23 protein-coding genes are annotated in these 26,036 nt (G+C 46.0%); 17 read left to right on the forward strand and 6 right to left on the reverse strand.

The window, feature by feature from the left end:
• Positions 1-171 precede the first annotated feature (171 nt).
• The 4 genes from rpsL to tuf all read left to right on the forward strand — a co-directional run bounded on the left by rpsL (position 172) and on the right by tuf (position 4,627).
• Positions 172-585 carry a 30S ribosomal protein S12 gene (rpsL, locus tag V7R82_RS00445; RefSeq protein ID WP_070756678.1) on the forward strand — a complete coding sequence of 138 codons (414 nt, stop codon included), beginning with the start codon at positions 172-174 and terminating at the stop codon, positions 583-585.
• 38 nt (positions 586-623) lie between these two features.
• Positions 624-1,094: a 30S ribosomal protein S7 gene (gene rpsG / locus V7R82_RS00450; protein ID WP_023392495.1), complete on the forward strand. Its 471-nt coding sequence runs from the start codon at positions 624-626 to the stop codon at positions 1,092-1,094.
• A gap of 92 nt (positions 1,095-1,186) precedes the next feature.
• Complete coding sequence (gene fusA, locus V7R82_RS00455; protein WP_070756675.1) at positions 1,187-3,277, forward strand: elongation factor G; 2,091 nt, start codon at positions 1,187-1,189, stop codon at positions 3,275-3,277.
• A 162-nt stretch (positions 3,278-3,439) separates the two neighbouring features.
• Positions 3,440-4,627, forward strand: a complete 1,188-nt coding sequence (tuf, locus tag V7R82_RS00460; protein WP_070756672.1) for an elongation factor Tu — start codon at positions 3,440-3,442, stop codon at positions 4,625-4,627.
• Positions 4,628-4,741: 114 nt separating this feature from the next.
• Here the strand turns inward: tuf and V7R82_RS00465 are convergent, their stop codons facing one another.
• Positions 4,742-5,464 carry a lantibiotic ABC transporter permease gene (locus V7R82_RS00465; protein WP_338542814.1) on the reverse strand — a complete coding sequence of 241 codons (723 nt, stop codon included), beginning with the start codon at positions 5,462-5,464 and terminating at the stop codon, positions 4,742-4,744.
• Positions 5,457-6,389, reverse strand: coding sequence for an ABC transporter ATP-binding protein (locus tag V7R82_RS00470; RefSeq protein ID WP_338542816.1), 933 nt, complete (start codon positions 6,387-6,389; stop codon positions 5,457-5,459). Before V7R82_RS00470 ends, V7R82_RS00465 begins: the two co-directional genes overlap by 8 nt.
• A 264-nt stretch (positions 6,390-6,653) precedes the next feature.
• Between V7R82_RS00470 and V7R82_RS00475 the strand changes: the two genes are divergently transcribed.
• Genes V7R82_RS00475 through V7R82_RS00485 form a run of 3 tightly spaced genes read left to right on the forward strand, consistent with a single transcriptional unit; the run spans position 6,654 to position 10,286 of the window.
• On the forward strand, positions 6,654-7,388 hold the full coding sequence (locus tag V7R82_RS00475) for a DeoR/GlpR family DNA-binding transcription regulator (protein ID WP_338542818.1): 735 nt from the start codon (positions 6,654-6,656) through the stop codon (positions 7,386-7,388).
• Between the two features lie 5 nt (positions 7,389-7,393).
• On the forward strand, positions 7,394-8,311 hold the full coding sequence (pfkB, locus tag V7R82_RS00480; RefSeq protein WP_291427537.1) for a 1-phosphofructokinase: 918 nt from the start codon (positions 7,394-7,396) through the stop codon (positions 8,309-8,311).
• Between the two features lie 28 nt (positions 8,312-8,339).
• Positions 8,340-10,286 (forward strand): fructose-specific PTS transporter subunit EIIC, encoded by a 1,947-nt coding sequence (locus tag V7R82_RS00485; protein WP_338542821.1) that lies wholly within the window; start codon positions 8,340-8,342, stop codon positions 10,284-10,286.
• A gap of 108 nt (positions 10,287-10,394) precedes the next feature.
• Here V7R82_RS00485 and V7R82_RS00490 read toward each other — a convergent pair whose 3' ends face one another.
• Positions 10,395-11,354, reverse strand: a complete 960-nt coding sequence (locus V7R82_RS00490; protein WP_023392487.1) for an L-lactate dehydrogenase — start codon at positions 11,352-11,354, stop codon at positions 10,395-10,397.
• A gap of 181 nt (positions 11,355-11,535) precedes the next feature.
• Between V7R82_RS00490 and pth the strand changes: the two genes are divergently transcribed.
• From pth to dusB, 10 genes are all read left to right on the forward strand, one after another.
• Entirely contained in the window at positions 11,536-12,096 is a 561-nt protein-coding gene (pth, locus tag V7R82_RS00495) for an aminoacyl-tRNA hydrolase (protein WP_023392486.1), read from the forward strand.
• Positions 12,097-12,220: 124 nt separating this feature from the next.
• A complete protein-coding gene (gene mfd, locus V7R82_RS00500) occupies positions 12,221-15,772 on the forward strand; it encodes a transcription-repair coupling factor (protein WP_338542825.1) in 3,552 nt (1,183 codons plus the stop codon).
• Between the two features lies 1 nt (position 15,773).
• Positions 15,774-16,064 (forward strand): RNA-binding S4 domain-containing protein, encoded by a 291-nt coding sequence (locus tag V7R82_RS00505; RefSeq protein WP_070756651.1) that lies wholly within the window; start codon positions 15,774-15,776, stop codon positions 16,062-16,064.
• A gap of 138 nt (positions 16,065-16,202) precedes the next feature.
• On the forward strand, positions 16,203-16,568 hold the full coding sequence (locus V7R82_RS00510) for an FtsB family cell division protein (RefSeq protein WP_070756648.1): 366 nt from the start codon (positions 16,203-16,205) through the stop codon (positions 16,566-16,568).
• Between the two features lie 62 nt (positions 16,569-16,630).
• A complete protein-coding gene (locus tag V7R82_RS00515; protein WP_338542830.1) occupies positions 16,631-17,131 on the forward strand; it encodes a S1 domain-containing RNA-binding protein in 501 nt (166 codons plus the stop codon).
• Between the two features lie 99 nt (positions 17,132-17,230).
• Positions 17,231-18,694: a tRNA lysidine(34) synthetase TilS gene (tilS, locus tag V7R82_RS00520; protein WP_338542832.1), complete on the forward strand. Its 1,464-nt coding sequence runs from the start codon at positions 17,231-17,233 to the stop codon at positions 18,692-18,694.
• Positions 18,695-18,722: 28 nt separating this feature from the next.
• Positions 18,723-19,268, forward strand: coding sequence for a hypoxanthine phosphoribosyltransferase (gene hpt / locus V7R82_RS00525; protein WP_070756641.1), 546 nt, complete (start codon positions 18,723-18,725; stop codon positions 19,266-19,268).
• A gap of 168 nt (positions 19,269-19,436) precedes the next feature.
• Entirely contained in the window at positions 19,437-21,488 is a 2,052-nt protein-coding gene (gene ftsH / locus V7R82_RS00530) for an ATP-dependent zinc metalloprotease FtsH (RefSeq protein WP_314237127.1), read from the forward strand.
• A 134-nt stretch (positions 21,489-21,622) separates the two neighbouring features.
• Positions 21,623-22,534 (forward strand): Hsp33 family molecular chaperone HslO, encoded by a 912-nt coding sequence (gene hslO / locus V7R82_RS00535; RefSeq protein WP_338542836.1) that lies wholly within the window; start codon positions 21,623-21,625, stop codon positions 22,532-22,534.
• 1 nt (position 22,535) lies between these two features.
• On the forward strand, positions 22,536-23,567 hold the full coding sequence (dusB, locus tag V7R82_RS00540) for a tRNA dihydrouridine synthase DusB (protein WP_338542838.1): 1,032 nt from the start codon (positions 22,536-22,538) through the stop codon (positions 23,565-23,567).
• A gap of 61 nt (positions 23,568-23,628) precedes the next feature.
• Here the strand turns inward: dusB and V7R82_RS00545 are convergent, their stop codons facing one another.
• The 3 genes from V7R82_RS00545 to mglC form a co-directional block, all read right to left on the reverse strand.
• The gene (locus tag V7R82_RS00545; RefSeq protein ID WP_180363304.1) at positions 23,629-23,796 is read right to left on the reverse strand and encodes a hypothetical protein; all 168 of its coding nucleotides are present in this window, start codon (positions 23,794-23,796) and stop codon (positions 23,629-23,631) included.
• A gap of 77 nt (positions 23,797-23,873) precedes the next feature.
• A complete protein-coding gene (locus tag V7R82_RS00550; protein ID WP_023392475.1) occupies positions 23,874-24,893 on the reverse strand; it encodes a galactose ABC transporter substrate-binding protein in 1,020 nt (339 codons plus the stop codon).
• A gap of 106 nt (positions 24,894-24,999) precedes the next feature.
• Positions 25,000-26,034: a galactose/methyl galactoside ABC transporter permease MglC gene (mglC, locus tag V7R82_RS00555; protein WP_070756632.1), complete on the reverse strand. Its 1,035-nt coding sequence runs from the start codon at positions 26,032-26,034 to the stop codon at positions 25,000-25,002.
• Between the last annotated feature and the right edge of the window lie 2 nt (positions 26,035-26,036).

A 26,036-nucleotide genomic window follows, 5' to 3' on the forward strand; every position in this document is an offset into this window, starting at 1 on the left:
TACCCCCTTGACGAAAGAGAATTTTATTGGTACATTAGTAGAGGTGTTTTTATACGAGATTCCTGAAATTCAGTCGTGCTGACTGGTATAGAAGCAACATTATTATTTTTCCATAAAAATGGCACACTTGGATGTGTGGACTAGATTAAAGCAAAGGGAGGAGGAGCTTGGATGCCAACTATTAACCAATTAGTTAATAAACCTCGTAAAACCAAAGTCGTTAAGTCAAACTCACCTGCATTAAACAAAGGGTACAACAGTTTCAAGAAGACCCAAACGGACAACAACTCTCCACAAAAACGTGGGGTATGTACTCGTGTGGGTACCATGACACCGAAGAAACCTAACTCAGCTTTACGTAAATATGCCCGTGTACGTTTGTCTAACTTGATGGAAGTGACAGCTTACATCCCAGGGATCGGTCACAACTTACAAGAACACAGCGTTGTTTTAATCCGCGGTGGTCGTGTAAAAGACTTACCAGGGGTACGTTACCACATCGTTCGTGGTGCGCTTGACACTGCTGGTGTTAACGATCGTAAACAAGGCCGTTCTAAATACGGTACCAAACGTCCTAAAGGCTAAGAGCCTCATCATTAAACATTCAGAAAGGAGGATTTTGAATGCCTCGTAAAGGTGCAATCGCAAAACGCGAAGTTTTGCCAGATCCACTCTACAATTCAAAATTAGTTACTCGCACAATTAACCGTTTAATGCTCGATGGTAAACGCGGTAAAGCTGCTACTATCTTATATGCTGCTTTCGATATCGTGCGCGAACAAACCGGTCAAGACCCAATGGAAGTTTTCGAACAAGCAATCGAAAACATCATGCCATTATTAGAAGTTAAAGCTCGCCGTGTAGGGGGTTCTAACTACCAAGTACCAGTTGAAGTACGTCCAGAACGTCGTTACACCTTAGCCATCCGTTGGTTGGTAAGCTACTCTCGCTTACGTGGTGAAAAGACCATGGAATTACGTTTAGCGCGTGAAATCATGGATGCAGCTAACAACACTGGTGCATCAGTTAAGAAACGCGAAGACATGCATAAAATGGCAGAAGCCAACAAAGCATTCGCTCATTACCGTTGGTAAGATTTTCAGTCATATCACTAGCTGTTATAAGCTAGTGGTTTTTGACTACTATGCACACTCTCAAAACAACTGAAAAGGGGTAAAACAAAAAGATGGCAAAAAGAGAATTTTCGCTAGAGAAAACTCGTAATATTGGTATCATGGCCCACATCGATGCTGGTAAAACCACCACGACTGAACGTGTCTTGTACTATACCGGCCGTATCCACAAAATTGGTGAAACCCACGAAGGGGCTTCCCAAATGGACTGGATGGAGCAAGAACAAGAACGTGGGATTACCATCACCTCTGCCGCAACTACTGCGCAATGGGCTAACCACCGGATTAACATCATCGACACACCAGGGCACGTGGACTTCACTGTCGAAGTAGAACGTTCTCTCCGGGTTCTTGATGGTGCCGTTGCCTTATTGGATGCTCAGTCTGGGGTAGAACCTCAAACTGAAACCGTATGGCGTCAAGCTACCACTTACGGTGTTCCTCGCTTGGTCTTCATCAACAAGATGGACAAGATTGGTGCGGACTTCTTATACTCTGTAAGAACCTTGCACGAACGCTTACAAGCAAACGCTCATCCAGTTCAATTACCAATTGGTGCTGAAGATGAGTTCTCAGGTATCATTGACTTAGTGGAAATGAAAGCCTACAACTACACTAACGACTTAGGGACTGACATTGAAGAAATCGAAATCCCAGGTGACTTACAAGATTTAGCTGAAGAATGGCGTACTAAGTTAGTTGAAGCAGTTGCTGAAACTGACGAAGAACTCATGATGGCTTACTTGGAAGGCGAAGAAATCGACGTACCTACCTTGAAAGCAGCAATCCGTAAAGCAACTGTTGCAGCGGACTTCTACCCAGTATTCTGTGGTTCTGCCTTCAAGAACAAAGGGGTTCAATTAATGTTGGATGGGGTTATCGACTACCTTCCATCTCCATTAGACGTTCCAGCTATCAAAGGGATTGACCCTGATACTGACGCTGAAGTAGAACGTCATGCAAGCGATGAAGAGCCATTCTCTGCTTTGGCCTTCAAAGTTATGACTGACCCATTCGTAGGTCGTTTAACCTTCTTCCGTGTTTACTCTGGTACTTTACAATCCGGTTCTTACGTTCAAAACGCTACTAAAGGCAAACGTGAACGTGTCGGCCGTATCTTACAAATGCACGCCAACCACCGTCAAGAAATTCCTGAAGTATTCTCTGGGGATATCGCAGCAGCTGTTGGTTTGAAAGACACTACTACTGGGGACACTCTCTGTGACGAGAAGAATGAAGTAATCCTCGAGTCTATGGAATTCCCAGAACCAGTTATCGAAGTAGCGATTGAGCCTAAATCAAAAGCTGACCAAGATAAGATGGGTGTAGCCTTACAAAAATTGGCTGAAGAAGACCCAACCTTCCGTGCTTACACTAACCAAGAAACTGGCGAAACAGTTATCGCAGGTATGGGTGAGTTACACTTGGATATCATCGTTGACCGTATGCGTCGTGAATTCAAGGTAGAAGCTAACGTGGGTGCACCACAAGTTTCTTACCGTGAAACCTTCCGTGCTGCAACTCAAGCAGAAGGTAAGTTCGTTCGCCAGTCTGGTGGTAAAGGTCAATACGGTCACGTATGGATCGAATTTACACCAAACGAAGAAGGTGCTGGTTTCGAATTCGAAAACGCAATCGTCGGTGGTGTGGTTCCTCGTGAATACATCCCAGCGGTTGAAGCTGGTTTGAAAGACGCTATGGAAAATGGTGTCCTCGCAGGCTTCCCAATGGTAGACATCAAAGCTAAGCTTTACGATGGTTCTTACCACGATGTCGACTCTTCTGAAACTGCCTTTAAGGTAGCGGCGTCCTTAGCACTCCGTGCAGCTGCTAAGAAAGCTAACCCAAGCATCTTGGAACCTATGATGGCAGTTGAAATCACTGTACCTGAAGAATACTTCGGGGACGTTATGGGTCACGTGAACTCTCGTCGCGGTCGCGTTGAAGGTTCTGAAGTGCGCGGTAACGCTCAAATCGTTAAAGGTATGATTCCATTGTCTGAAATGTTCGGTTACGCAACTACCTTGCGTTCTGCAACTCAAGGGCGTGGTACCTTCTCTATGACCTTCGACCACTATGAAGATGTGCCGAAGTCAATCGCAGAAGAAATCATCAAGAAATACGGCGGCAAGTCAGAAGACTAATCTGATAGGACTTGCTTGGAATAACGAATAAGCGTTATTCTCAAAGCCTAGAAAATGGTGCAAAATCTTGAATTTTGCCCCATTTCTAGGTATAATACTACTGATAGATTTAATTGAAATCTATAAAACAAACTCAACTATTTTTAGGAGGCAGAAATTAAAATGGCAAAACAAAAATTTGACCGTTCTAAACCACACGTAAACATTGGTACAATTGGTCACGTTGACCATGGTAAAACTACCTTATCAGCTGCAATCGCAACTGTATTAGCTAAACAAGGTTTCGGTGAAGCTCGTTCATACGACCAAATCGATAACGCTCCAGAAGAAAAAGAACGTGGGATCACAATCAACACTTCTCACATCGAGTACGAAACAGCTAACCGTCACTACGCTCACGTTGACTGCCCAGGTCACGCGGACTACGTTAAAAACATGATCACTGGTGCTGCTCAAATGGACGGCGCGATCCTCGTTGTATCTGCTGCTGACGGCCCAATGCCACAAACTCGTGAACACATCCTCTTGTCTCGTCAAGTTGGTGTTCCTTACATCGTAGTATTCTTGAACAAAGTTGACATGGTTGACGACGAAGAATTGCTCGAATTAGTTGAAATGGAAGTTCGTGACCTCTTGTCTGAATACGACTTCCCAGGCGACGACACTCCAGTTATCGCTGGTTCAGCTTTGAAAGCTTTAGAAGGCGACGCTAACTACGAAGCTAAAGTTTTAGAATTGATGGAACAAGTTGATGCTTACATTCCAGAACCAGAACGTGACACTGACAAGCCATTCATGATGCCAGTCGAAGACGTATTCTCTATCACTGGTCGTGGTACTGTTGCAACTGGTCGTGTTGAACGTGGTCAAGTTCGCGTTGGTGACGAAGTTGAAATCGTTGGTATCGAAGAAGAAACTTCTAAGACTACCGTTACCGGTGTTGAAATGTTCCGTAAGTTATTGGATTACGCTGAAGCTGGGGACAACGTTGGTACCTTGTTACGTGGTGTAACTCGTGACCAAATCCAACGTGGTCAAGTATTATCTAAACCAGGTTCAATCACTCCACACACTAAGTTCGAAGCTGAAGTGTACGTATTGTCTAAAGAAGAAGGTGGTCGTCACACTCCATTCTTCTCTAACTACCGTCCACAATTCTACTTCCGTACAACTGACGTAACTGGTGTTGTTACTTTACCAGAAGGTACTGAAATGGTTATGCCAGGCGACAACGTACAAATGGTTGTTGAATTGATCCACCCAATCGCGATCGAAGAAGGGACTAAGTTCTCTATTCGTGAAGGTGGCCGTACTGTAGGTGCCGGTGTGGTATCTAAAGTCTTAGCTTAATTCTAAGCTTAATATGCCTTTCCAAAAGGGTCTCTCCGGAGGCCCTTTTTCTGTAGTCCAAAAAAGTCCCCCTGTGTCTGATGACATAGGGGGACTTTTTTATGAAGATAAGATTTAGAGGTCGCGGCGCTTGAAGGTATAGATGCCGGCGAGAGTGAAGATGAGACTTAAGGCAAAGGCGAATATAGCGGTTTTGCTAGTCATACTAAAGCTAGCTGTACTCTCATAGACAAATTCCATGACAATGGCCTTAAACCAATCATTATTTGGGTCAATCAATTCGCCAGGGATTTTCAAGAAAATAAAAACGGTAAAGTAGACAATAAAGACCATACTGTAGTTGCGGGTCAGGAAGAGGACGAAGCTGGTAACGCAGAACCAAGCATAGGTACAAAGACACTGAATCAGGAAGGTAATCAGAAACTTAGGCCAAAAATCTGCTGGTAGACTCCCCATCTGGCCCCCTGACCGTAAGAATTCGATGACGTAACCTGCTGCGTAGAGAAGGAAAAATTGTAAGAGAATAAGACTAGCAATGGTCAGAGACTTAGCTAGGTAATACTGGCCACGGGTTTTACCGGTAGTCAGATTATTATGGTAGAGTTTGTTGTTAAGGTCGACTCCTAAGAGTAGGGTGGTCACCACATTGCAGGCGATAAAAAGTAGGCCTATGTTATAAGACACGGCATCCATGGCGAAGAAGAAGCCAGAACTAGAAGTAGTAACTCGCGAAGTAAAAATGGCTAGCAGAATACCCAGGACACAGAAGACTTGGATGCCCCAAAATCCGACGGAGCGGACTAGACGATAATAATCGGCTTTGATACTATTAAGCAAACTGTTTTCCTCCTTGAACTTGAATTAAATCGGTAAAGTATCGCTCTAAATCTTTATGAGCGTAGTAGAGCGCACTGATTGGAATGTCAGCTAAAACCAAGGCCTTAGCCAGTTCTGGTATATCCTCTGCTTTGCCGATTAACTGCAATTGGTCGGTCTGATGGCTCGGTTTAAGTCTAAAGCCTAGCTGTTTTTGAACGAAGTCCTTAGCCATTTGAGTCTTTTGGGACTGGAGGATAATATAGTCGCCACTTTCGCGGTCGAAGTCATCCTTGGAAAGCTCTTGGATGAGCCGTCCTTGATGAATGAAGCCAAAGCGACTAGCCACCAAATATAATTCTGACAAGATATGGCTTGAAATAATCAGGGTCATGCCTAATTCACGGTTAAGGCGGAGGACCATCTCACGAAATTCTTGAATGCCGACAGGATCGAGACCATTGATTGGTTCATCTAAGATTAGCAAATCAGGTCGAGACAGGATAGCGATGGCGATACCCAGACGTTGTTTCATTCCCAGAGAGAAATCCCGAAATTTTTTGGCACCAGTTTGACTTAAGCCGACATAGTCCAAGGTCTCCTTAATCAGATTGTCCGGTTTTTTGATGCCACGATCCAGGCAGTAAAAACGGAGATTGTCGTAGGCAGATAGATGCTGGTGTGCCACAGGTGTTTCAATGACAGAACCTACATGGTGGAGGGAACTAGTCCACTCTTTAGGGGTGCGTGAGCCCAAAATGGAGACGGTGCCTTGACTTGGTGCGATTATTTGGGTAATTAATTTGATTAAGGTGCTTTTACCCGCTCCGTTTTGACCGATTAGGCCATAGATTTCTCCTTTCTTTAGCTTGAGGCTGAGCGAGTCCAAAGCCACTTGGTCGCCGTAATGCTTACTAAGATTTTGAATGACTAAGATATCTTCCATGATCTTACTCCTTTGCTTATTTCTTATCTATAGCTTATCAAGTGAATTTCAAATATCTCTCAAGCAAATCTCAAATCTTTCTAAAGTTTTGGGAGAGAGCAAGAGTGTTTTCTGAAAGCAAAAAATTATACCAAATTGAGGTGCCGGCAAATTTGCATTTGAATGAAAATGACCGGTTTATGATTGAAAATGACAGAAAACGCTTGAAAGGTGACCGAAAGCGGTGTATAATCTGGGTGTGAGGTGATAAGAGTGTTAACTCAAATGCGACATCAACTAATTCTATCAGAACTAGAGCAAGCGCATGTTGTCAGCCTACAAGATTTGATGGCCAAGCTATCAGTATCAGAGTCCACTATACGGCGGGATTTATCTCAGTTGGAAGAAGCAGGACGCCTGGTGCGAGTTCGTGGCGGTGCCAAACGCGTCTATCATTTGGATCGCGAATCTAGCTATAAGGAAAAGCTAGGGCGGAACAGTAGTGACAAGGCCCTTATTGCTGAGACAGCAGCCGCACAGGTGACAGCAGGCCAGGTCATCTACCTAGACGCAGGTACCACGACCTTGGCTATGATACCGCATTTGGTTGGGCAGGGTGTGACGGTGGTTACCAATGGACTCAGTCAAGCTGACTTGCTGTGTGACTATGGCGAGTCCGTCATCTTGTTAGGTGGCCAAGTTAAGCCCAAGACGCGGGCCATAATTGGAGCGCAAGCTCAGGCTCAATTAGCACGCTATCGTTTTGACCATGTTTTTATGGGCATGAACGGGGTGGATGCGGAATGGGGCTATACGACGCCAGACCAGGAGGAGGCAGCCCTTAAGCAACAAGCCATGCAGCAGGCCAACCAAGTCTATGTTTTGGCGGATGCTTCCAAGATGGGACGGGTCAGTTTCTGTCATGTCGCCAATTTGGAAGAGGCGATTCTTATCACTCATGCCTTAACAGAGGGGCAACGGGCACCTCTTGTGCAAGTCACGACAGTGAAGGAGTGTTAAATTTCGTGATTTATACGATTACCTTTAACCCTGCCGTCGATCTCGTCATCCAGGTTGACCAATGTCAGCTAGGAGAGTTGAATCGATCCAAGGGAGAGGCCTATGTTGCCGGAGGTAAGGGAATCAACGCATCCCTTGTCTTACAGCGCTTAGGGCATGTCAACTACGCGACTGGATTCGTAGGTGGATTTACCGGTCAATATATCAAAGACACCCTCATTCAAGAAGGTGTCAAACCACTTTTTGTTGAAGTGGATGGCATTACGCGGGTTAATGTCAAAGTCAAGTCTCAAGAAGAGACAGAAATCAATGCTGCAGGCCCCCAAGTGAGTCCGGAAAAGTTTGCGGAATTATTGGCAATTTTTGAGCGAGACTTAAGCTCAGATGATGTGGTCTTCTTAGCAGGGAATGCGGCTCCTGGACTTGACGTCAAGGCCTATATTGCTATCGCCAAACTCTGCCAAGAGCGGGGCGCAAAATTTGTGCTGGATACCAACAAGCAACTCTTAACCGAATGCTTGCCTTATCGACCTTTTGTCATCAAGCCTAATCATCATGAATTAGGTGAGATTTTTGGGGTTAGCTTGAAGGATGAGGCAGAAATAATCCATTATGCCAAGAAACTTCAGGAATTAGGAGCACGTCACATTATTGTATCTCGCGGTGGTGAGGGCGCCTTACTTCTAACTGAGGATGGCCAAGTCTTTAGCTCAGATATCCCTAAGGGAAGAGTGGTTAACTCAGTCGGGGCAGGCGATTCTATGTTGGCAGGTTTTGTGGCCACCTACTTGGAGACAGGCGATTTTGCTCAATCTCTAAAACGTGGTGCTGCTACCGGGAGTGCGACAGCCTATTCGGTTTGGATAGCTGAACGTCAATTGATTGATGACCTAGTAAATCAAATTCATGTTGTCGCGCATTAGCCTAGGAAATTCAAAGGAGAAATAGAAAGTGAAATTATCAGAATTATTTGTTAAAGAGGCTATGGACCTCCAATTGAGTACAACAGATAAGCCATCAACGCTTAAGTATTTGGCAGAGCGCTTCCACCAAGCAGGTGGCGTCTCCGACGTTGACGCTTACGTAGCTGCTTTAGAAGCCCGCGAAGCCCAATCAACAACGGGTGTTGGTGACGAGATTGCCATTCCTCATGCCCAACATGAATCAATCAAATCAGCAGCTATCGTCTTTGGGCGTAGTGACGCAGGGATTGACTGGGAGAGCTTTGATGGCCAAGCTGCCAAATTTGTCTTCATGATTGCAGCACCTGCAGGTGGTGGTGGCGAGCACTTGCAAGCCTTAGCTAAATTATCTTCTGTCCTCATGCAACCAGCAACTAAAGCAGCTTTAGCAGCCGCAAAAACCCCTGAAGAAGTAGTGGCAGTTTTTACCGCAGCTGAAGCAGAAGAAACAGCCCAAGCTCCTGCGGCTGAGCCAGTAAGTCCTGTGCAAGAAGATGTCTATGTCTTGGCCGTAACAGCTTGCCCAACTGGGATTGCCCATACTTTTATGGCAGAAGAAAAGCTCAAACAAGCCGGGAAAGCCGCAGGTATCAAGATTAAAGTTGAAACCAACGGGCAGGCCGGTGTCGGCAACCGTTTGACTGCTGACGACATCAAAAAGGCGACAGCCATTATCGTAGCAGCGGATAAGCAAGTTGAAATGGCGCGCTTTGATGGCAAACCAGTCATTGTCACTAAAGTAGCAGATGGTATCCACAAAGCTGATGAATTAGTAGCTAAAGCGGCAAAAGCAGAGGCGCCAATCTACCACGCAGCAGAAGGTGCTGGCGCCGCAGATCTTGAAGTCGGTAAAGAATCCATTGGTCGTCAATTCTACAAGCACTTAATGAACGGGGTTTCTCATATGTTGCCGTTTGTGGTATCTGGTGGGATTTTAATTGCCTTGTCCTTCTTCTGGGGGATTAATTCCTTTAACCCTGAAGATGCTAGCTATAATCAAATAGCGCAATTCCTCTTTGTAACAGGTAAACTAGCTTTTGCTATGATGTTGCCAATGTTAGCTGGTTTTATCGGTCATTCAATTGCTGACCGTCCTGGTTTGGTTGTTGGTTTTATGGGTGGGATTTTAGCTAATCCATCTGTCTTGTCTGACTTTGGAGCGGTAGGTCTCTTTGAGAAAAGCATTCCGTCAGGTTTCTTAGGCGCCTTAGTAGCCGGCTTCTTGGCTGGTGGGATTATCTATGTCCTCCGTCTAGCCTTTGCTTGGCTACCAAAATCACTTGAAGGTTTGAAACCAATCTTCCTCTTCCCAGTTTTTGGGGTCCTGATTATGTCCTTCCTCATGCTCTTCGTTGTGAACGGCCCAATGGGGGCTGTTATGCAAGGATTGCAAGACTTCCTCAACGGTATGAGCACAGGTTCAGCCTTAGTCTTAGGTTTCTTAGTCGGTGCCATGATGTCAATTGATATGGGTGGTCCAATTAACAAGGCCGCTTACGTTACAGGGACTGCCTTAGTGACACAATCAGCAGGCGCAGGTTCAAACGTTATGGCAGCCGTTATGGTTGGTGGGATGGTGCCACCGTTGGCGATTGCCTTGGCAGCAACCCTCAACAAAAACCTCTGGCCAGAAGAAGAACGTAACTCAGCTCTAGTTAACTATGTCATGGGTGCAGCCTTCATCACGGAAGGGGCTATTCCATTTGCTGCAGCCAACCCATTGAAGGTTATTCCTCCATTGGCAGTTTCTGCCGGTGTAGCGGGTGCCTTAAGCATGCTCTTTGGTATCGTCAGCAAGGTGCCACACGGCGGGGTCTTCGCTATGTTAGCGGGTGGTGTAACGAATCCATTGCTCTATTTAGCGATTTGGGTTGGTGCCAGCTTCTTAGGGGCCTTCCTCTTGAGCTTGACCTTACGTAACCAAAACAAAAAATAAGCTCAAACAGCCAAGACTGCGGTCTTGGCTTCTTTTTTTATGGCTTCATTAAGCCTAAAAAAGCACCTGGCGAAGAGCCAGGTGCAGATAATCGATTTGATAGGGAGATTAGTTTTCTTCTAAGCGAGCAAAACCATCGGCAGTCACTGCTTTGAGGGTGCTTGCAGAAGCATTCATCTTGTCCAACTCAGAGTCGTTAAGTGGGATTTCAATGACAGAAACAACCCCTTCGCGACCCAAGATAGCTGGCGCCCCGATGTAGAGGTCTGATTGACCATACTCACCGTCTAAGTAGACAGAGAGAGGGAAGATTGCCTTTTCATCGTCTAAGATAGCACGGCAGATACGAGCCAAGGTAACAGCAATCCCGTAGTAGGTTGCGCCTTTTTTAGAGATGATTTCGTAAGCTGCGTCACGAACCTTGAAGAACATTTCAACTAAGGCTTGCTCGTCAGTGTCTGGGTGGTTTTTGACCCATTCATAGATAGTCAAGCCACCCACGTTAGCGTGAGACCAAACAGGGAATTCAGTATCCCCGTGTTCACCTAAGATGTAACCGTGGACGTTACGCGCATCAACACCGATAAGTTGTGCGATTTCTTGACGGAAACGAGCGGTGTCTAAGGTAGTCCCAGAACCGATAACGCGCTCTTTAGGGAAACCGGAGAACTTCCAGGTTGCATAAGTTAAGATATCCACTGGGTTGGCAGCAACCAAGAAAATGCCGTTAAAACCAGAGTCTACGATTTGTTTAATAACTGATTTGTAGATGCTTAAGTTTTTATGAACGAGATCCAAGCGAGTTTCACCTGGTTTTTGTGCTGCGCCAGCTGTTAATACGACGATATCTGCGTCACCGCAGTCGCTGTATTCAGCAGAGTAAATTTCCTTAGGTGAAGTGAAGGCTAAGGCGTGAGAGAGGTCTAAAGCATCCCCGACTGTCTTGTCCTTGTTGATATCAATGATGCCGAGTTCACGGCCGATGTTTTGGTTAACGAGAGAGAAAGCAAAGCTAGATCCGACTGCGCCATCACCGACTAAAATAATCTTGTTCTTTGGTTGTTTCATAGTGAATATCTCCTTTCTATCACTTGGCTATATTATACCACTCTTTTCAAAAATGTGAAGAGGAAATTTTTTGAGTAGTACAGTTTATTGTGGCGAATAATACAGTTCGCCTCGTGAATCTTTCTGTTAGTGACATGCTCCAAACATGTGTTATAATAGAAAATGCAGAGGAGGGAGCAGGATGAAGTTAATCGTTGGATTAGGGAACCCTGGTGATAAGTATCAGGGGACGCGCCATAATGTGGGTTTTGATGTCATTGATGCTTTGGCGCGTCAAGAAGGTTTGAAATTGACCGACCAAAAATTTCGTGCCGATTATACTATTTGGCGAGTGGGAGACGAAAAGGTGCTCTTGGTCAAACCCTATACCTTTATGAACCTATCGGGTGAAGCTGTCTTGCCTCTTATGTCCTATTATAATATTAGCCCTGACGAGCTTGTGGTGGTTTATGATGACTTGGATTTGGAGCCTGGTAAGTTGCGTCTACGCCAGTCAGGTAGTGCGGGTGGCCACAATGGGGTGAAGAGCATTATCGAAATGCTAGGGACCCAAGATTTCAAGCGGGTCAAGATTGGCATTGGCCGACCTCAATATGGACGCAAGGTTGTGGACCATGTTCTACAACGTTTCGATACAGATGACCGCGCTTTAATAGAACAGAAAATTGACCAGACAACCGACTTGTTGAGGGCCTGGGCTAAGGGCGAGACTTTCGTCCAATTAATGAACCAATATAACTAAAAGATACCATAAGCCTTAAGATAGGTTGCGACTCTCCCAGGGGTGGGTAGACGTTGCAGCCTCTTGTGGCGTTAGCTGACTCAAATCTCTGAGCCAGTTTTACTAGAGAGAAAGTAGGAAAAACATGGAATTTGCGCAAGATGCTTTTCAGTCGGCAATAAAGGCCATTAATCAAATAGGGGCGGGCAGCTTACCCCAGTTAGTGACTGGAATTGATGATAGTGCCCGTGCCGTCATGCTGGCTCAGCTTTTCCAAGCTCGCCCTCGGCCACTCTTGATTGTAGAGCCCATTGCTAGCAAGTTGGGACAGTTAGTAGATGATTTAACACAGCTTCTGCCCCAGGTGTCCGTACAGGCTTTTGTAGTGGAGGAGGCTCTGGCCATTGAATTTGCCTTTGCTTCGGAGGATCAGATGCGGGACCGGATTCAGATCCTTAACCAACTAACTCACGGCGAGCCCTGTATTGTAGTTACTAATGTAGCCGGTTTACGAAAACAATTGACTCACCCTAATCAATGGCGTCAAGCTCAACATACTCTTGAACTTGGAGATAACTGGGAACGACGCCAGCTAGAAAGTGTCTTGACCGCTTGGGGTTATCATCGGGCTAGCTTGGTAGAACAACCGGGTGAGTTTAGCGTACGCGGGAGTATCATTGACTTCTTCCCAGTATCCGCCGAATATCCGATTCGTTTGGATTTCTTTGATACCGAGCTGGATTCTATTCGGGCCTTTAATGCTGAGACCCAGTCCTCGATTGAAAATCTAGACTCTGTCCAAATCCTGCCAGCTCAAGATGTCTTATTTGGCCTAGAAGCACAACAAGCCCTCTTGCCACGTTTAGAGGATATGAAGGCGCGCGCCCTGAAGAAAGTGAAGGATCAAGAATTAAGAGAGGTCATGGAAGCGGGTCTCAGCAATCAGTTGGATCAGTTGCGCCATGGCGAGCCTCTTAAGTATCCGCATGCCTATCTGAGCTTGGCTCAGGATGACCAAGTGGTGACGATCCTTGATTATTTAGGAGAGCAAGGACTTTTAGTTCTATCAGAATTTGATAAGCTACAGCAACAGGCCCTTCATCTGGTTGAGGAAGATCAGTTTTGGATTGAGCAGGAAACTCAGAAAGGTCTGCTGATACCTGGATTGGCTGTTAAAGCAGATTTTCAGTCTTGTGTGCGAGCTTACTCAGGTGCCTTGCTCTATCTGTCGGTCATGCATCGAGGGTTGGGACATCAGTCTTTAGGAGCAGTGCATTCCTTCCAGTATCGCACCCTCAACCCTTTCTTTAACCAAATGCCTCTCGTCAAAACGGAGATGGATCACTGGTTGAAACAAGGCTATACCATTCAAGTGGCTGTAGGGAGTTTGGAACAAGCGCGGAAGGTTGAAGCGTTTTTCGAGGAATTTCAAATCGGTCCTAGCGTAGTGACAGAAGACCGAGCCCAAGATAAAGTTGTTAATATCGGAGTGGGCGCCCTGTCAAATGGTTTTGAACTGCCGGTCTTGAAGTGGGTAGTGGTAACTGAAAAAGAACTCTTCAATAAATTGAAAAAACGTCAGGCTCGTCAATCTCGTACTAAGCAAACAAATGCTGAACGGATTAAGAGTTACTCAGAATTAGAAGTCGGTGACTATGTAGTTCACGTTCACCATGGGATTGGGCAATTCCGTGGTATGGACACCATCGAAATGAATGGTATTCATAAGGATCTATTGTCGGTTGTGTATCAAGATGACTCACGCATTCTGATTCCGGTCGACCAAATTCATCTGTTACAAAAGTACGTCGCCTCAGAAGCCAAGACACCTAAGCTTAACAAGCTAGGGGGCACTGAGTGGGCTAAGACTAAGCGCAAGGTAGCGGCTAAAATAGAAGACATTGCGGATGAATTAATCGCCCTCTACGCTAAGCGAGAACGAGAAGTTGGGTATGCTTTTGGGCCTGATACACCAGAGCAGAGTGAGTTCGAGTCGGCTTTTGCTTATGTAGAAACAGAGGACCAACTCCGGTCCGCAATGGAAATCAAGGCAGATATGGAAAAAAGCAAGCCAATGGACCGTCTGCTAGTCGGTGACGTAGGTTACGGCAAGACCGAAGTAGCCATGCGGGCCATTTTCAAGGCGGTCATGGACGGCAAGCAAGTGGCCTTCCTAGTTCCTACTACGATTTTAGCTCAGCAACACTATAATTCTTTGGTTCAGCGTTTTGCTGATTATCCTTTTGAAATTCGGCTGATGAGTCGCTTTGTATCTAAAAAGCAACAAGACCAGACCATTGATGACTTGCTAACGGGGGCAGTGAATATTGTGGTCGGGACTCATCGCTTAGTCTCAAAAGATGTCCAGTTTCAAGACCTAGGCCTATTGATTGTCGATGAGGAGCAACGTTTTGGGGTCAAGCACAAGGAGCGGCTTAAGCAACTCAAGTCACAGGTTGATGTCTTGACTTTGACGGCGACGCCAATTCCCCGTACCTTGCATATGTCGATGATAGGTGTTCGGGACTTGTCCTTGATTGAGACGCCACCCAATAACCGTTTCCCTGTTCAGACCTATGTCATGGAGCGCAATGATGGAGCGATTAAGTCAGGTATTGAGCGCGAATTAGCTCGAGAAGGTCAGGTCTTCTATCTCTATAATCGGGTGGCGACTATTGAGCGTCGAGCCATGGAAATCCAGGCCTTGGTACCAGAGGCTAGGGTAGCTTATGCCCACGGTCAGATGTCGGAGGTGGAACTAGAGACGGTGCTAGTGGACTTTATCCAAGGGGCTTACGATGTCCTGGTGACTACCACCATTATTGAAACAGGGGTTGATATTCCTAATGTTAATACCCTTTTTGTAGAAGATGCGGACCATATGGGTTTATCCACGCTCTACCAATTACGTGGTCGGGTAGGGCGAACCAATCGCGTGGCCTATGCTTATTTGATGTATGAGCCATTTAAGTCACTCAGTGAGGTCAGTGAGAAAAGATTGCAGGCCGTCCGCGAATTTACAGAGTTGGGATCAGGCTTTAAGATTGCCATGCGCGACCTATCTATTCGAGGAGCAGGTAATCTGCTGGGGAAGCAACAATCTGGCTTTATTGATTCAGTCGGTTTTGACCTCTATTCCCAAATGCTCAAAGAAGCTGTTGACATTAAGCGGGGCAAGAAGGTTGGACAGATAGCAAGTCAAGCTAGCAACCAGATTGAATGGCATCTCTTAATCGACGCCTATATTCCAGCCAGCTATATTGCCGATGAACGGCAAAAGATTTCGGTCTATAAGCAAATTCAACAAATCGATTCAGAAGAGGCCTATCGTAATCTGCAAGATCAGTTGATTGACCGCTATGGTGAATTTCCGGATGAAGTGGCGGATTTATTGGAGATTGCCTTGATTAAACATTATGGGCTCGAAGCTGGCATTGTTAAAATTCAGCAGACTCCACGTCATGTCAAGGTCAGCTTCAACCAGGTGGCCTCAGAACAATTACGAGGCGCCAAACTTTTTGAAGCCTTGGCTGGCATTTCCCAGAAATCCACCGTGTCTCAAGAGGGCTCGCGCCAGGTGATTAGCTTGGATATCCTAGAACAGCCATCCTATGTTTGGCTAGGAGCCCTTAAGCAATTAGCTCGTCAGGTAGCCAGTCTTTTGTTAGACGACACTAGTAAGAATAAGGAGAAGTAAGATGAGATTAGATAAGTATTTAAAGGTTTCCCGTTTGATTAAGCGTCGGACCATTGCCAAAGAAGTGGCGGACCAAGGTCGTATTACCTTGAATGGCCAAGTAGCTAAATCTAGCTCTGCTGTGAAGGTAGGCGATGAGTTGGTGATTCGCTTTGGTAACCGACTATTAACTGTACGAGTGACCGACCTCAAAGAAAACACCAAGAAAGAAGAAGCAAGTAATCTCTACGAAATTTTGGGTGAAGAGCGCCTTAATAATGAAGTTCGTCAAGTAGACGAGTTTCTAGCTTAAAATAGGGCTTGGCTAGGGGCTCAGCTATGCTACCTCGAGCCAAGCTCGCAAAAAAACTTGGAAAAACGACAAGTTTGAATGGAAATTAGGCGCGAATATTGATATACTCAAACTAGGTTTATCATGGAGGTGAAAAGAATGAATTATAAATTAGATCCACAGGAATCTGTTCAGACTTCCTCACCCCGTCAGACAAAACATCCGCACTCTCACGGACGACGCCTGATCTTTCATGTCATTCTGATTGGAGCTCTTGCCTTCGCAGGGATTCCATTATGGCGGGCTTATCAGGATCAAGTGACTGCCGAGCAAGCCCATCAAGAGGCCAAGGCGGACCAGGAGCAAGCCGTTAAAGAGAACCGTGAAGTTTTCCAAGCAACTCAGCAAATGAAGGATCCAGCCTATCTAGAGGATGTGGCGCGACGTGATTATTACTACACCAAGCCAGGTGAGATTATTTTCGAGTTAGGATCTTCGCATCAGGAAGACACCAAGCATCCTTAAGGGATGAGAGTTACTGAATAGAATATAAGGATGAAAGAACTTAAGGGAGGATAAGACATCGTATGTCAATCGAAGTAGGGCAAAAAATCACAGGGAAAGTCACAGGGATCACACACTTTGGGGCTTTTATTAGCTTGCCAGATAATAAAACAGGTTTAGTTCACATTAGTGAGGTTTCAGACGGCTATGTTAAGGAGATTAGTTCCGTCTTAACAGTCGGCCAAGAAGTCGCAGTGAAGGTTCTGTCTATCGCTGACGACGGTAAAATTAGCCTGTCAATTCGTAAAGCCAGTGATCGACCTGCAGAGGCACCCGCTCGGCCTAAACGTGAACGCCAAGAAGGTGCTGCACCACATAGCCAACGTGCCCCACGCTTCAAGAGTCGTCAAGAAGAGGGCGGGAATCGCCCTAACTTCAACAATGCGGGAAATAATAACAGCCGTAAGTTGGATGATTTTGATCAATTAATGAGTAACTTCCTAAAGGACAGTGAAGATCGTCTGTCCTCATTAAGACGTAACACCGAAGGCAAACGCGGCGGCCGTGGTGGCCGACGTAGCTAGGGATGTCTTGCTAACGCGCGATAGTTTTCTTGTCGTGCGCTAATACAGGATATAAGAGCAGCCTTTTAGGCTGCTTTTTGTATCTAAAGGAGAATCTAGATGGAAAAATTAATGCGGGAAGTTAAGGCTCAGTTGGAGTCATGGCCAGCCTGGCTAGAGGCCAAGACAGTGGTGCTGGCCGTATCCGGCGGGGTTGATTCTATGGTCATGCTCAGATTGATGAATGAATTGAATCAGTTACGTCAATATAATCACCTGCAGTTGGTCGTCGCCCATTTCAATCACAAGTTGCGGCCAGAATCAGACAACGAGGCCGTTGCTATTAAGGAAATTGTGGCAGAGTATGGCTGTATTTATTTTGCGACGGAGTGGGGCGAACCGGCTGCCACTAATGTGGAAGCTCAGGCGCGTGACGCCCGTTATCAATTTTTCGCAGAAGTGATTCGGACAACTGAAGCAGATGTTTTGATGACCGCCCATCATCTTAATGATGTGGCTGAGACCTTCTTAATGCGGATGACACGTGGCACCTCCATTCGTGGCTTGCAAGGTATTCGGGGCTGTTATCAGCGCCTGATGAGTGACCCAAGTGGTCATACTGTCATGCCAACCATAATGAGGCCCTTTATTGGGGTGACCAAGGCGGAACTAGAGGCCTATGCCGAGAAGTTTAATGTGACTTATTTTGAAGATGCTTCTAACTACATGGATCACTTTGTACGCAATCGATTCCGTCATACCTATATTCCACAACTGATGCAGGAGAATCCTCAGTTACTACAAAATCTTTTGACCATTCAGCAACAGATTCAAGATTCCTACACCGTCCAGTATGCGGATTATCTGAATCTTGAGCCTCAGCTACTCATGTATTCGACTAATCATTATTGGTTGCTTTATATTCCAGCCTTTCTGGCTTTGCCAGAGGCAAAATTCAATATGTACCTGCGGATTTTCTTTGAAGAACGCCTAATCGAAGATGTGCCCGCTTATAATCGCGATTTAGTAGGTCAATTGCAACAGATGATGCGTAACCGTCGTGACCCCAATCAACGTTTGCAGTTAGGACATGGTTGGGTAGCAGTCAAACGCTATGATTACGTCCAAATCCTACCAGAAGAGGCGGGGCCAAAAGCTTATTTTGGTCAACGTTTAATCTTAAGTCGACTCAACCACTGGTATGCCCTAGATGGTGGTGCAGAAGCGGGGATTTTTGCAGCTCATCAGGTATCACCGGAAATGCGTGAAGCGGCTGAAGGTTGGGCAGGCCTACATTTAAGTCAGGCCCAGGAGACGGCGCCACTCAATTTCCAGCTAAGACAGAGACAAGACGGTGACCAAGTTGCAATAAGCGACGAATTAGGTCAAGTCTATCATAAGAAAGTTGGCAGAATCCTCATGGACCTTAAGTTGCCTAGCGATGAGCGAAATCAAATCAAAGTTCTTGTAGATGAAAAAGATGAAATCGTATGGTTGGGGCCAGTTAGCAATTCCCCATTGTCTCGCGGGCCACAAACTGATAAAATAACTCATATATTCCTTTATCGGAAGACACGGCAGTAAGACACTAGACAAAAGGAGAGAAAGCTCAATGTTAGAGAAAGACATTTTAAAAGTACTAGTAACCCAAGAAGAAATTGCAGAAGCAGTGGCCCGTCTAGGCAAAACCTTAACGGAAGACTACAAAGATAAAGAAGTAGTGGTCGTTGGGATTTTACGAGGGGCAGCAATTTTTATGGCTGACATTATTCGTGCTATGGATTGCTACTTGACCATTGATTTCATGGACGTATCGAGTTATGGTGAAGCCTTACAGTCATCGGGTGAAGTCAAGATTGTCAAAGACTTAGATACTCGTGTCGAAGGTAAGGATATTCTGATTGTGGAAGATATCATCGATACCGGGCAAACCCTTAAGTACATTGTGGACCTGCTCCACTATCGTAAGGCTAATTCTGTTAAGGTATGTACCCTCTTGGATAAGAAAGAGCGACGTGTCAACAATATGGAAGCAGATTATGTGGGCTTAGATATTCCCAATGAATTCGTAGTGGGATATGGCTTGGACTATAAACAAGAGTACCGTAACCTTCCTTATATCGGTGTCTTATCACCTGCCGTCTACGAAAGCAAATAGGCCATGTGCCAGACCCTAGACTGTGATCTAGGGTCTTTTGGCGAAAACAAACCTTAAATATTGGTAAAGCCCAGCCTTACAGGGACCTTCCATTAGGACCCTATGGCAAAATATGATAAAATACAAGAATGAACAGAATGATCAAGACAAAGGAGTCGAACAGCATCTATGCAAAACCCAAATCGTAATTCGACGCGGAACATTCTGACATCTATGATGGCATTAGCCATGCTCTTTATGCTCTTCCATGCCCTGTCAGGGGCTCTAGGGGGCGGCCAAGTCAAAGAACTCACTCAGAGTGAGTTAATGACAGAGATTGCGGACGGCAAGATTGCCGAGATGGATGTCCAGATTGGTTCCGGTGTTTATAATGTCAAAGGTAAATACAAGACCGGGACAACACGCTCAGAACAAACCAACTTTGTGGCCCTCTTCCAAGGCGGAAGTGAGACTGCCACTCAATTCACCAGCCGAGTGCTAGGCAACGATAGCACGCTTAAGTTATTGACGGAAACAGCGACCCAACAAGGGGTCAAGATGAAGACCTTGGCCGAATCCAATATGGTACTGTGGGCCAATATCCTGCCAATGCTACTCTTAATGGGTATGATGGGCTTCTTCCTCTACAACATGTTCCAGAGTGGCGCTGGCGGTGGCGGTATGCGGGGGGCCATGAACTTTGGTAAGTCACGCTCCAAGGATATTTCCAAGCAGAAAGTCAAAGTCCGCTTCAGTGATGTAGCGGGTGCTGAAGAAGAAAAGCAAGAACTGGTAGAAGTAGTAGAATTCCTTAAGGATCCTAAACGTTTCACCAAGTTAGGGGCGCGTATCCCAGCAGGTGTCTTACTGGAGGGCCCTCCAGGGACGGGTAAAACTCTCTTAGCCAAGGCAGTAGCCGGTGAAGCGGGGGTTCCCTTCTTCACCATGTCAGGTTCTGAATTCGTCGAGATGTTCGTCGGGGTCGGGGCCAGCCGGGTACGGGATCTCTTCGAGAACGCTAAGAAGAATGCCCCAGCTATTATCTTCATTGATGAAATTGATGCCGTAGGTCGTCAACGGGGCGCAGGTCTTGGGGGCGGACACGATGAACGAGAACAAACCCTTAACCAATTACTGGTTGAGATGGATGGTTTCGAAGGGAATGAAGGGGTCATCGTCATTGCGGCGACTAACCGTTCGGATGTCCTAGACCCAGCCCTCTTGCGTCCAGGTCGTTTTGACCGTCAGATTCTAGTGGGTAATCCGGATGTTAAGGGGCGGGAACAGATTCTTCAAGTCCATGCCCGTAACAAGAAATTAGAAACAGAAGTTGACCTTAAGGTTGTGGCACAACAAACGCCTGGCTTCTCAGGTGCTGAGTTGGAAAACTTACTGAACGAAGCAGCTTTAGTAGCAGCACGTTTTGACCATAAGGCGATTACCCAAGCGGACATCGCAGAAGCCCATGACCGGGTGATTGCGGGGCCAGCTAAGAAGGATCGTGTGATTTCTGAACAACAACGCCGTACCGTGGCTTACCACGAGGCGGGCCATACCATCATTGGCATGGTCTTAAGTGACGCACGTGTCGTTCATAAGGTGACCATCGTGCCACGCGGACGTGCAGGTGGTTATGCGGTCATGTTACCTCGTGAAGATGCTTATATTGTGACCCGTAAGGAACTCTACGATCAAATGGTAGGGCTCCTGGGTGGTCGTGCTGCTGAAGAGATTGTCTTCAACACTCAATCTACTGGGGCTAGCAATGACTTCCAACAAGCGACTAAGATTGCGCGTAGTATGGTCACTGAATATGGGATGTCAGACCGCTTAGGACCTGTTCAATACGAAGGCAACCATACCGTCTTCGTTGGTCGTGACTATGGCCAGAAACCTGCTTATTCTGATCAGGTAGCCTATGAGATTGACAACGAAGTGCGTCAATTATTGAACCAAGCTCACGAAGAGGCACACCGCATTATCAACGAGCACCGCGAGCAACTCAACTTGATTGCAGAGAAACTGCTTGAAGTTGAGACCTTAGAAGCGGCGCAAATCGAGTCTCTCTTCAAGACTGGGAAGATGCCTGAGCAAGTAGCAAAGTCTGAAGAAACAGACACTCCTACTTCGGCCGAGAGTCAAGATCAAAAAGCGACTCCTTCACGTGTAGAAGAAGCGCTAGAAGCTGGCGACCGTATCATTGCAGATGACCAAGTGCCGTCTGAACATCATCAAGCCTAATAAGGAAAATCAGACCCATGAGGTCTGATTTTTTTGCCTATTAGCACTAGGCCAAAGACTTGCTAAACTGGTGGGGTCTGATATACTTAGAAACGGAATATAATGACTCCCATTGGGAGATGGAGGAAGCAAACATGTCAGATCAATTATTAACAGCCTTGGCATTCGATGGCCAATTGCGGGTTTTGGTTTTGGATGCTACTGGGGTTGTCCAAGAAGCAGTCAATCGGCACAAAACTTGGCATACTGCAACAGCTGTCTTAGGTCGGACCCTGGTGGGGACCCTTTTACTAGCAGCTAATTCTAAGGGAGACGAACGTTTGCGAGTAGAAATTCTCGGAACGGGACCAGTAGGCCGGATTATTGCGGAAGGAGATGCCTACGGTCATGTACGTGGCTTTGTATCTAATCCGCAGGTGGCCTTAGAACTCAATGCCATTGGCAAGTTAGACGTTGCTGGTGCAGTGGGTATGCCGGGCAATATGGCTGTACGCAAACTCTTAGGTAATAAGGAGCTTTTCGCAGGGCAAGTGCCACTGGTGAGCGGGGAATTGGCAGAAGATTTCACCTATTATATGGCTGTGTCTGAACAAACGGCTTCTTGTATTGGACTCTCTGTCTTGGTTAATCCGGATGAGTCAGTGGCTAAATCGGGTGGTTTTATGATTCAAGTGATGCCTGGGGCCACTGATGAAACCATTGACTTCATTGAAAAACGCATTGCGGATTTAGGCCGTTTCTCCGATCTCTTGGAGTCACAACCAAGCTTAGAGGCTCTATTGGATCTCTTAGTTGGGCATGGTAATTCTGAAGTCCTTTCTAAGAAAGATGTCTCTTTCTATTGCGGTTGCTCTAAGGAAGCCTATGGACACGGTATTCAGTCCTTAGGTCGTAAGGAAATCCAAGCTATGATTGATGAAGATGGGGGCGCTGAAGTAGTCTGCCATTATTGTGAGAACCACTATGACTATAGTGTTCAAGAATTAGAGGCCATCATCGCAGCAGGTGAAGCTGCAGGGCAAGAAGCAGACGCAGAGGAGGTATAGCTTGTTCAAAATTAGAGAAATTGAGATTCCAAACCCGGTAGTGGTAGCACCCATGGCGGGAGTATCAAATGCAGCCTTTCGGACCATTGTAAAACAATTTGGTGCGGGCCTAGTTGTTTGCGAGATGATTAGTGACAAGGGGATTCAGTTCCGTAATGACAAGACCTTGAGCATGCTACACATTGAGCCAAATGAGTATCCTCTCAGCATTCAAATAATGGGAGGTAATAAAGAAACTTTGGTAGAGGCAGCTAAATATGTTGCTGAAAATACTGAGTGTGCCATTATTGATATTAATATGGGTTGTCCTGTCAACAAGGTCATTAAGGCAGAAGCAGGGGCGCGTTGGCTCTTAGACCCGAACAAGGTTTATGAAATGGTGGCAGCAGTAGTGGATGCTGTTCAGAAGCCAGTCACAGTAAAAATGCGGACTGGTTGGGATGATGAACATCTTTACGCCATTGAAAATGCCTTAGCAGCTGAACGCGCAGGTGCTTCCATGGTGGCCATGCACGGCCGAACCCGGGTACAGATGTATGAAGGCAAGGCCAACTGGGATATTTTGGCGCAAGTTAAGAAAGAACTCAAAACCATTCCTTTTGTTGGGAATGGGGATGTTAGAACGCCTGAAGAACTCAAATACTTGCTTGATACGACGGGTGTAGATGGTGTCATGGTGGGGCGTGCAGCACTGGGCAATCCATGGGTTGTCCAGCAGATGGTCCACTATGTTGAGACCGGTGAACTCTTGCCGGCTATGACGGCGAGACAGAAAATTGATACGGCCATCGACCATCTAGAACGCTTGGTAGACCTCAAGGGTGATCGAACTGCAACGCGAGAATTTCGGACCCAAGCCCATTACTATCTTAAAGGTATTCCGCGTTCTTCTAAGGTTAAGGTGGCAGTCAATGAGACTGAAGATCCAACTGTTGTGAAGCAACTTCTACGTGATTTTGTAGATCAGGTGGAAGAACGTGAAGCTAAAGAATTAGCGCGCAAGGCTAGCCAAGAGACGGTAGTCGAAGCTTAGTCCTTGTATGTAGATAAAAAAATAGGCTGAGACTTTTGTCTCAGCCTATTTTTTGTCTGCCTTAACGAGGTAAGGCGAAGTAGAGGGTTAGAGCCAACAACCCGATAATCATGCCGATGATGATATTGAGGGTGCGCTCGGATAGATGAATGCCCTCATATAGATTGGTGCGTCTGGGTGAAGTTTTGCCTACCTCAGGCTTGTTTTCGGTGGACTCTTGGGTGGTCATTGCGTGCCTCCTAGTTTTGATAAAGCAAGGCAAGCCCCAGAGGAACTTGCCTAAAGGAGATACCCTTCGATAATAGCCTATTGGCCGTTGAAGGCTTGGTAAGGAATACGTACAGCGACTTGAGTGTCGTCGTACTTGTAGTCAGTGCCGTCTAAGAAGTCTTTGCCTTGACCTGCATTGTAAGAGAGTGCGAAGACAGCTTTAGCCATCCCTTCAGCATCTTGTTTTACAGTACCAGTCATAATGCCGCGAGCAATGAGGTCTACTGCTTCTTCAGTCGCATCTACCCCAAATACAGGAATCTTCTTGTCAGCTTTAGCATCAGTGTTGAAGCCGGCGCCTTGGAGAGCAGCAATAGCACCAGAAGCCATTGAGTCGTTATTAGAGATAATGACGTCGATGTTGTCGGCGTCTTTAGCTAACCAAGCGTCAGTTGCAGTTTTTGCTTTGTCTGGATCCCAGTTAGCAACTTGGTCGCCTAATTTGTTCACTTCAATCTTAGCTTCGGTTAAAGTATCAACAGCATATTTTGTACGAGCGATTGCTTCTGGGTTTTCTGGGTCACCGATTAACATAACGTAATCTAATTTGCCGTTACCATTGCGGTCATATTTCTTGTCAGATTTCCATAGTTCCGCAATCATCTTACCTTGGATAATCCCAGCTTCTTTAGCGGTTGTCCCAACGAAACGAGCTTTGTCGTATGCTTTAACAACGTCAGTCGCTGGTTCACGGTTGAAGAGCACGAGCGGAATATTCGCGTCTTTAGCTTTTTGAACGACTGCTTCTGCTGCCCCAGTGTCCACCACGTTAATCAAGAGGACATCCACGCCCTTTTGAATCATGACATCGATTTGGTCGTTTTGTTTAGCTTGGTCGTTTTGAGAGTCATTGACGATGAGTTCAACGTTGGAATGCTCTTTGGCGATTTTTTCAAGCGCTACACGTACAGAAGACATATAAGCGTCATCGTATTTGTAGAAAGCTACCCCAATTTTGATGTTCTTATCTTCGGCTTGAACTTTAGGGCTGAGGCTAGGAACTAGCGCTAAGCAGAATAGGCAGAAGATGGCGCACCATGTAATGACTTTTTTCATAAAGATCGACTCCTTTAAGGATTTTATTTTGTTGAATTGAGTATAACACGGCGTGTAAAACGATTACATTGATTTTTTTACACTCCAGGTTAGAAAATTTACGGTCTTATTTGCGCTTGATGTATTTACGTACGTCGATTGCTACCGCCAAGATAATGATCAAGCCCTTGATGATGTATTGGTAGTTAGGGTTAACACCTACATAAGCCAAACCGTAGTTGATGAATTGGAGAATGATAGCCCCGATAATAACCCCAGGAATGGTCCCAATCCCACCGGAGAAGGAGACACCCCCGATAACGGAAGCAGAGATGGCATCGAGGTCGTAGTTAAGACCGGTGTTAGAGGTAGTAGACCCTACCCGAGCAGCTTCCAGATAGCCAGCTAAGCCGTAGAGAATCCCTGAAATCAGGAAAATGATGAGGATATTCTTAACGATATTAACCCCGGAAACTTCAGCTGCTTCGATGTTGCCCCCGATAGCATACATGTTCTTACCAAGTTGGGTTTTATTCCAGATAATCCACATAATCACGCAGACGACAATGGCGTAGAAGACTACATAAGGGATTTGAATATCTTTGGTAAAGTTGACGGTGCCGTTAACTAAATTACGGTAGCGGTCGTCAAAGTTAGCAATCGGTTGTGCGCCTCCTGCTTGTTGTTGTTGATAAATCAAGGCAATCCCGTAAGCTACTAATTGAGTCCCTAAGGTAATAATGAAGGCGTGGACTTTAAGAACAGCTACCCCAAAACCGTTAATCAAACCGAAGATCCCGCCGACTACAATAACGATAATGAGTGGCAACCAGAGTGGTAATTGAGGTAAATCGGGATACATACGCGAAGCGTAGGTAGTTGATTGAAGGAGGGAGGCAGCAATCAGGGAAGTTAAACCCAAGACGCGGCCGGCAGACAAGTCTGTCCCGCCTAAGATGATAAGCCCGGCAGCCCCGCAGGCCATAATGATCCGAGTGGAGGCTTGAGCCAAGATGTTAATGAAGTTTTTTGGTGAAACGAAAGAAGTATCCATCGAAATAATGATGGCGATTAAAGCAGCAAGCACAATATAAAGAGAAAAGTCTAATAATAGCTCGCGCGGTGTTTTATTGGTGAAGCGTAGTTTTTTACTTAGTTCCATAG

Origin of the sequence: Abiotrophia defectiva ATCC 49176 (genome assembly GCF_037041345.1) — a bacterium.
Classification (GTDB): domain Bacteria; phylum Bacillota; class Bacilli; order Lactobacillales; family Aerococcaceae; genus Abiotrophia.

What these genes read in the sequence shown, in the direction of transcription:
- V7R82_RS00510 (WP_070756648.1), top strand. Translation starts at nt 16,203, where the DNA reads ATGAATTATAAATTAGATCCACAGGAATCTGTTCAGACTTCCTCACCC.
- ftsH (WP_314237127.1), top strand. Translation starts at nt 19,437, where the DNA reads ATGCAAAACCCAAATCGTAATTCGACGCGGAACATTCTGACATCTATG.
- rpsL (WP_070756678.1), top strand. Translation starts at nt 172, where the DNA reads ATGCCAACTATTAACCAATTAGTTAATAAACCTCGTAAAACCAAAGTC.
- V7R82_RS00490 (WP_023392487.1), bottom strand. Translation starts at nt 11,354, where the DNA reads ATGAAACAACCAAAGAACAAGATTATTTTAGTCGGTGATGGCGCAGTC.
- hslO (WP_338542836.1), top strand. Translation starts at nt 21,623, where the DNA reads ATGTCAGATCAATTATTAACAGCCTTGGCATTCGATGGCCAATTGCGG.
- mglC (WP_070756632.1), bottom strand. Translation starts at nt 26,034, where the DNA reads ATGGAACTAAGTAAAAAACTACGCTTCACCAATAAAACACCGCGCGAG.
- hpt (WP_070756641.1), top strand. Translation starts at nt 18,723, where the DNA reads ATGTTAGAGAAAGACATTTTAAAAGTACTAGTAACCCAAGAAGAAATT.
- V7R82_RS00505 (WP_070756651.1), top strand. Translation starts at nt 15,774, where the DNA reads ATGAGATTAGATAAGTATTTAAAGGTTTCCCGTTTGATTAAGCGTCGG.
- fusA (WP_070756675.1), top strand. Translation starts at nt 1,187, where the DNA reads ATGGCAAAAAGAGAATTTTCGCTAGAGAAAACTCGTAATATTGGTATC.
- V7R82_RS00515 (WP_338542830.1), top strand. Translation starts at nt 16,631, where the DNA reads ATGTCAATCGAAGTAGGGCAAAAAATCACAGGGAAAGTCACAGGGATC.
- mfd (WP_338542825.1), top strand. Translation starts at nt 12,221, where the DNA reads ATGGAATTTGCGCAAGATGCTTTTCAGTCGGCAATAAAGGCCATTAAT.
- tilS (WP_338542832.1), top strand. Translation starts at nt 17,231, where the DNA reads ATGGAAAAATTAATGCGGGAAGTTAAGGCTCAGTTGGAGTCATGGCCA.
- tuf (WP_070756672.1), top strand. Translation starts at nt 3,440, where the DNA reads ATGGCAAAACAAAAATTTGACCGTTCTAAACCACACGTAAACATTGGT.
- rpsG (WP_023392495.1), top strand. Translation starts at nt 624, where the DNA reads ATGCCTCGTAAAGGTGCAATCGCAAAACGCGAAGTTTTGCCAGATCCA.
- pth (WP_023392486.1), top strand. Translation starts at nt 11,536, where the DNA reads ATGAAGTTAATCGTTGGATTAGGGAACCCTGGTGATAAGTATCAGGGG.
- V7R82_RS00545 (WP_180363304.1), bottom strand. Translation starts at nt 23,796, where the DNA reads ATGACCACCCAAGAGTCCACCGAAAACAAGCCTGAGGTAGGCAAAACT.
- V7R82_RS00470 (WP_338542816.1), bottom strand. Translation starts at nt 6,389, where the DNA reads ATGGAAGATATCTTAGTCATTCAAAATCTTAGTAAGCATTACGGCGAC.
- V7R82_RS00550 (WP_023392475.1), bottom strand. Translation starts at nt 24,893, where the DNA reads ATGAAAAAAGTCATTACATGGTGCGCCATCTTCTGCCTATTCTGCTTA.
- V7R82_RS00475 (WP_338542818.1), top strand. Translation starts at nt 6,654, where the DNA reads ATGCGACATCAACTAATTCTATCAGAACTAGAGCAAGCGCATGTTGTC.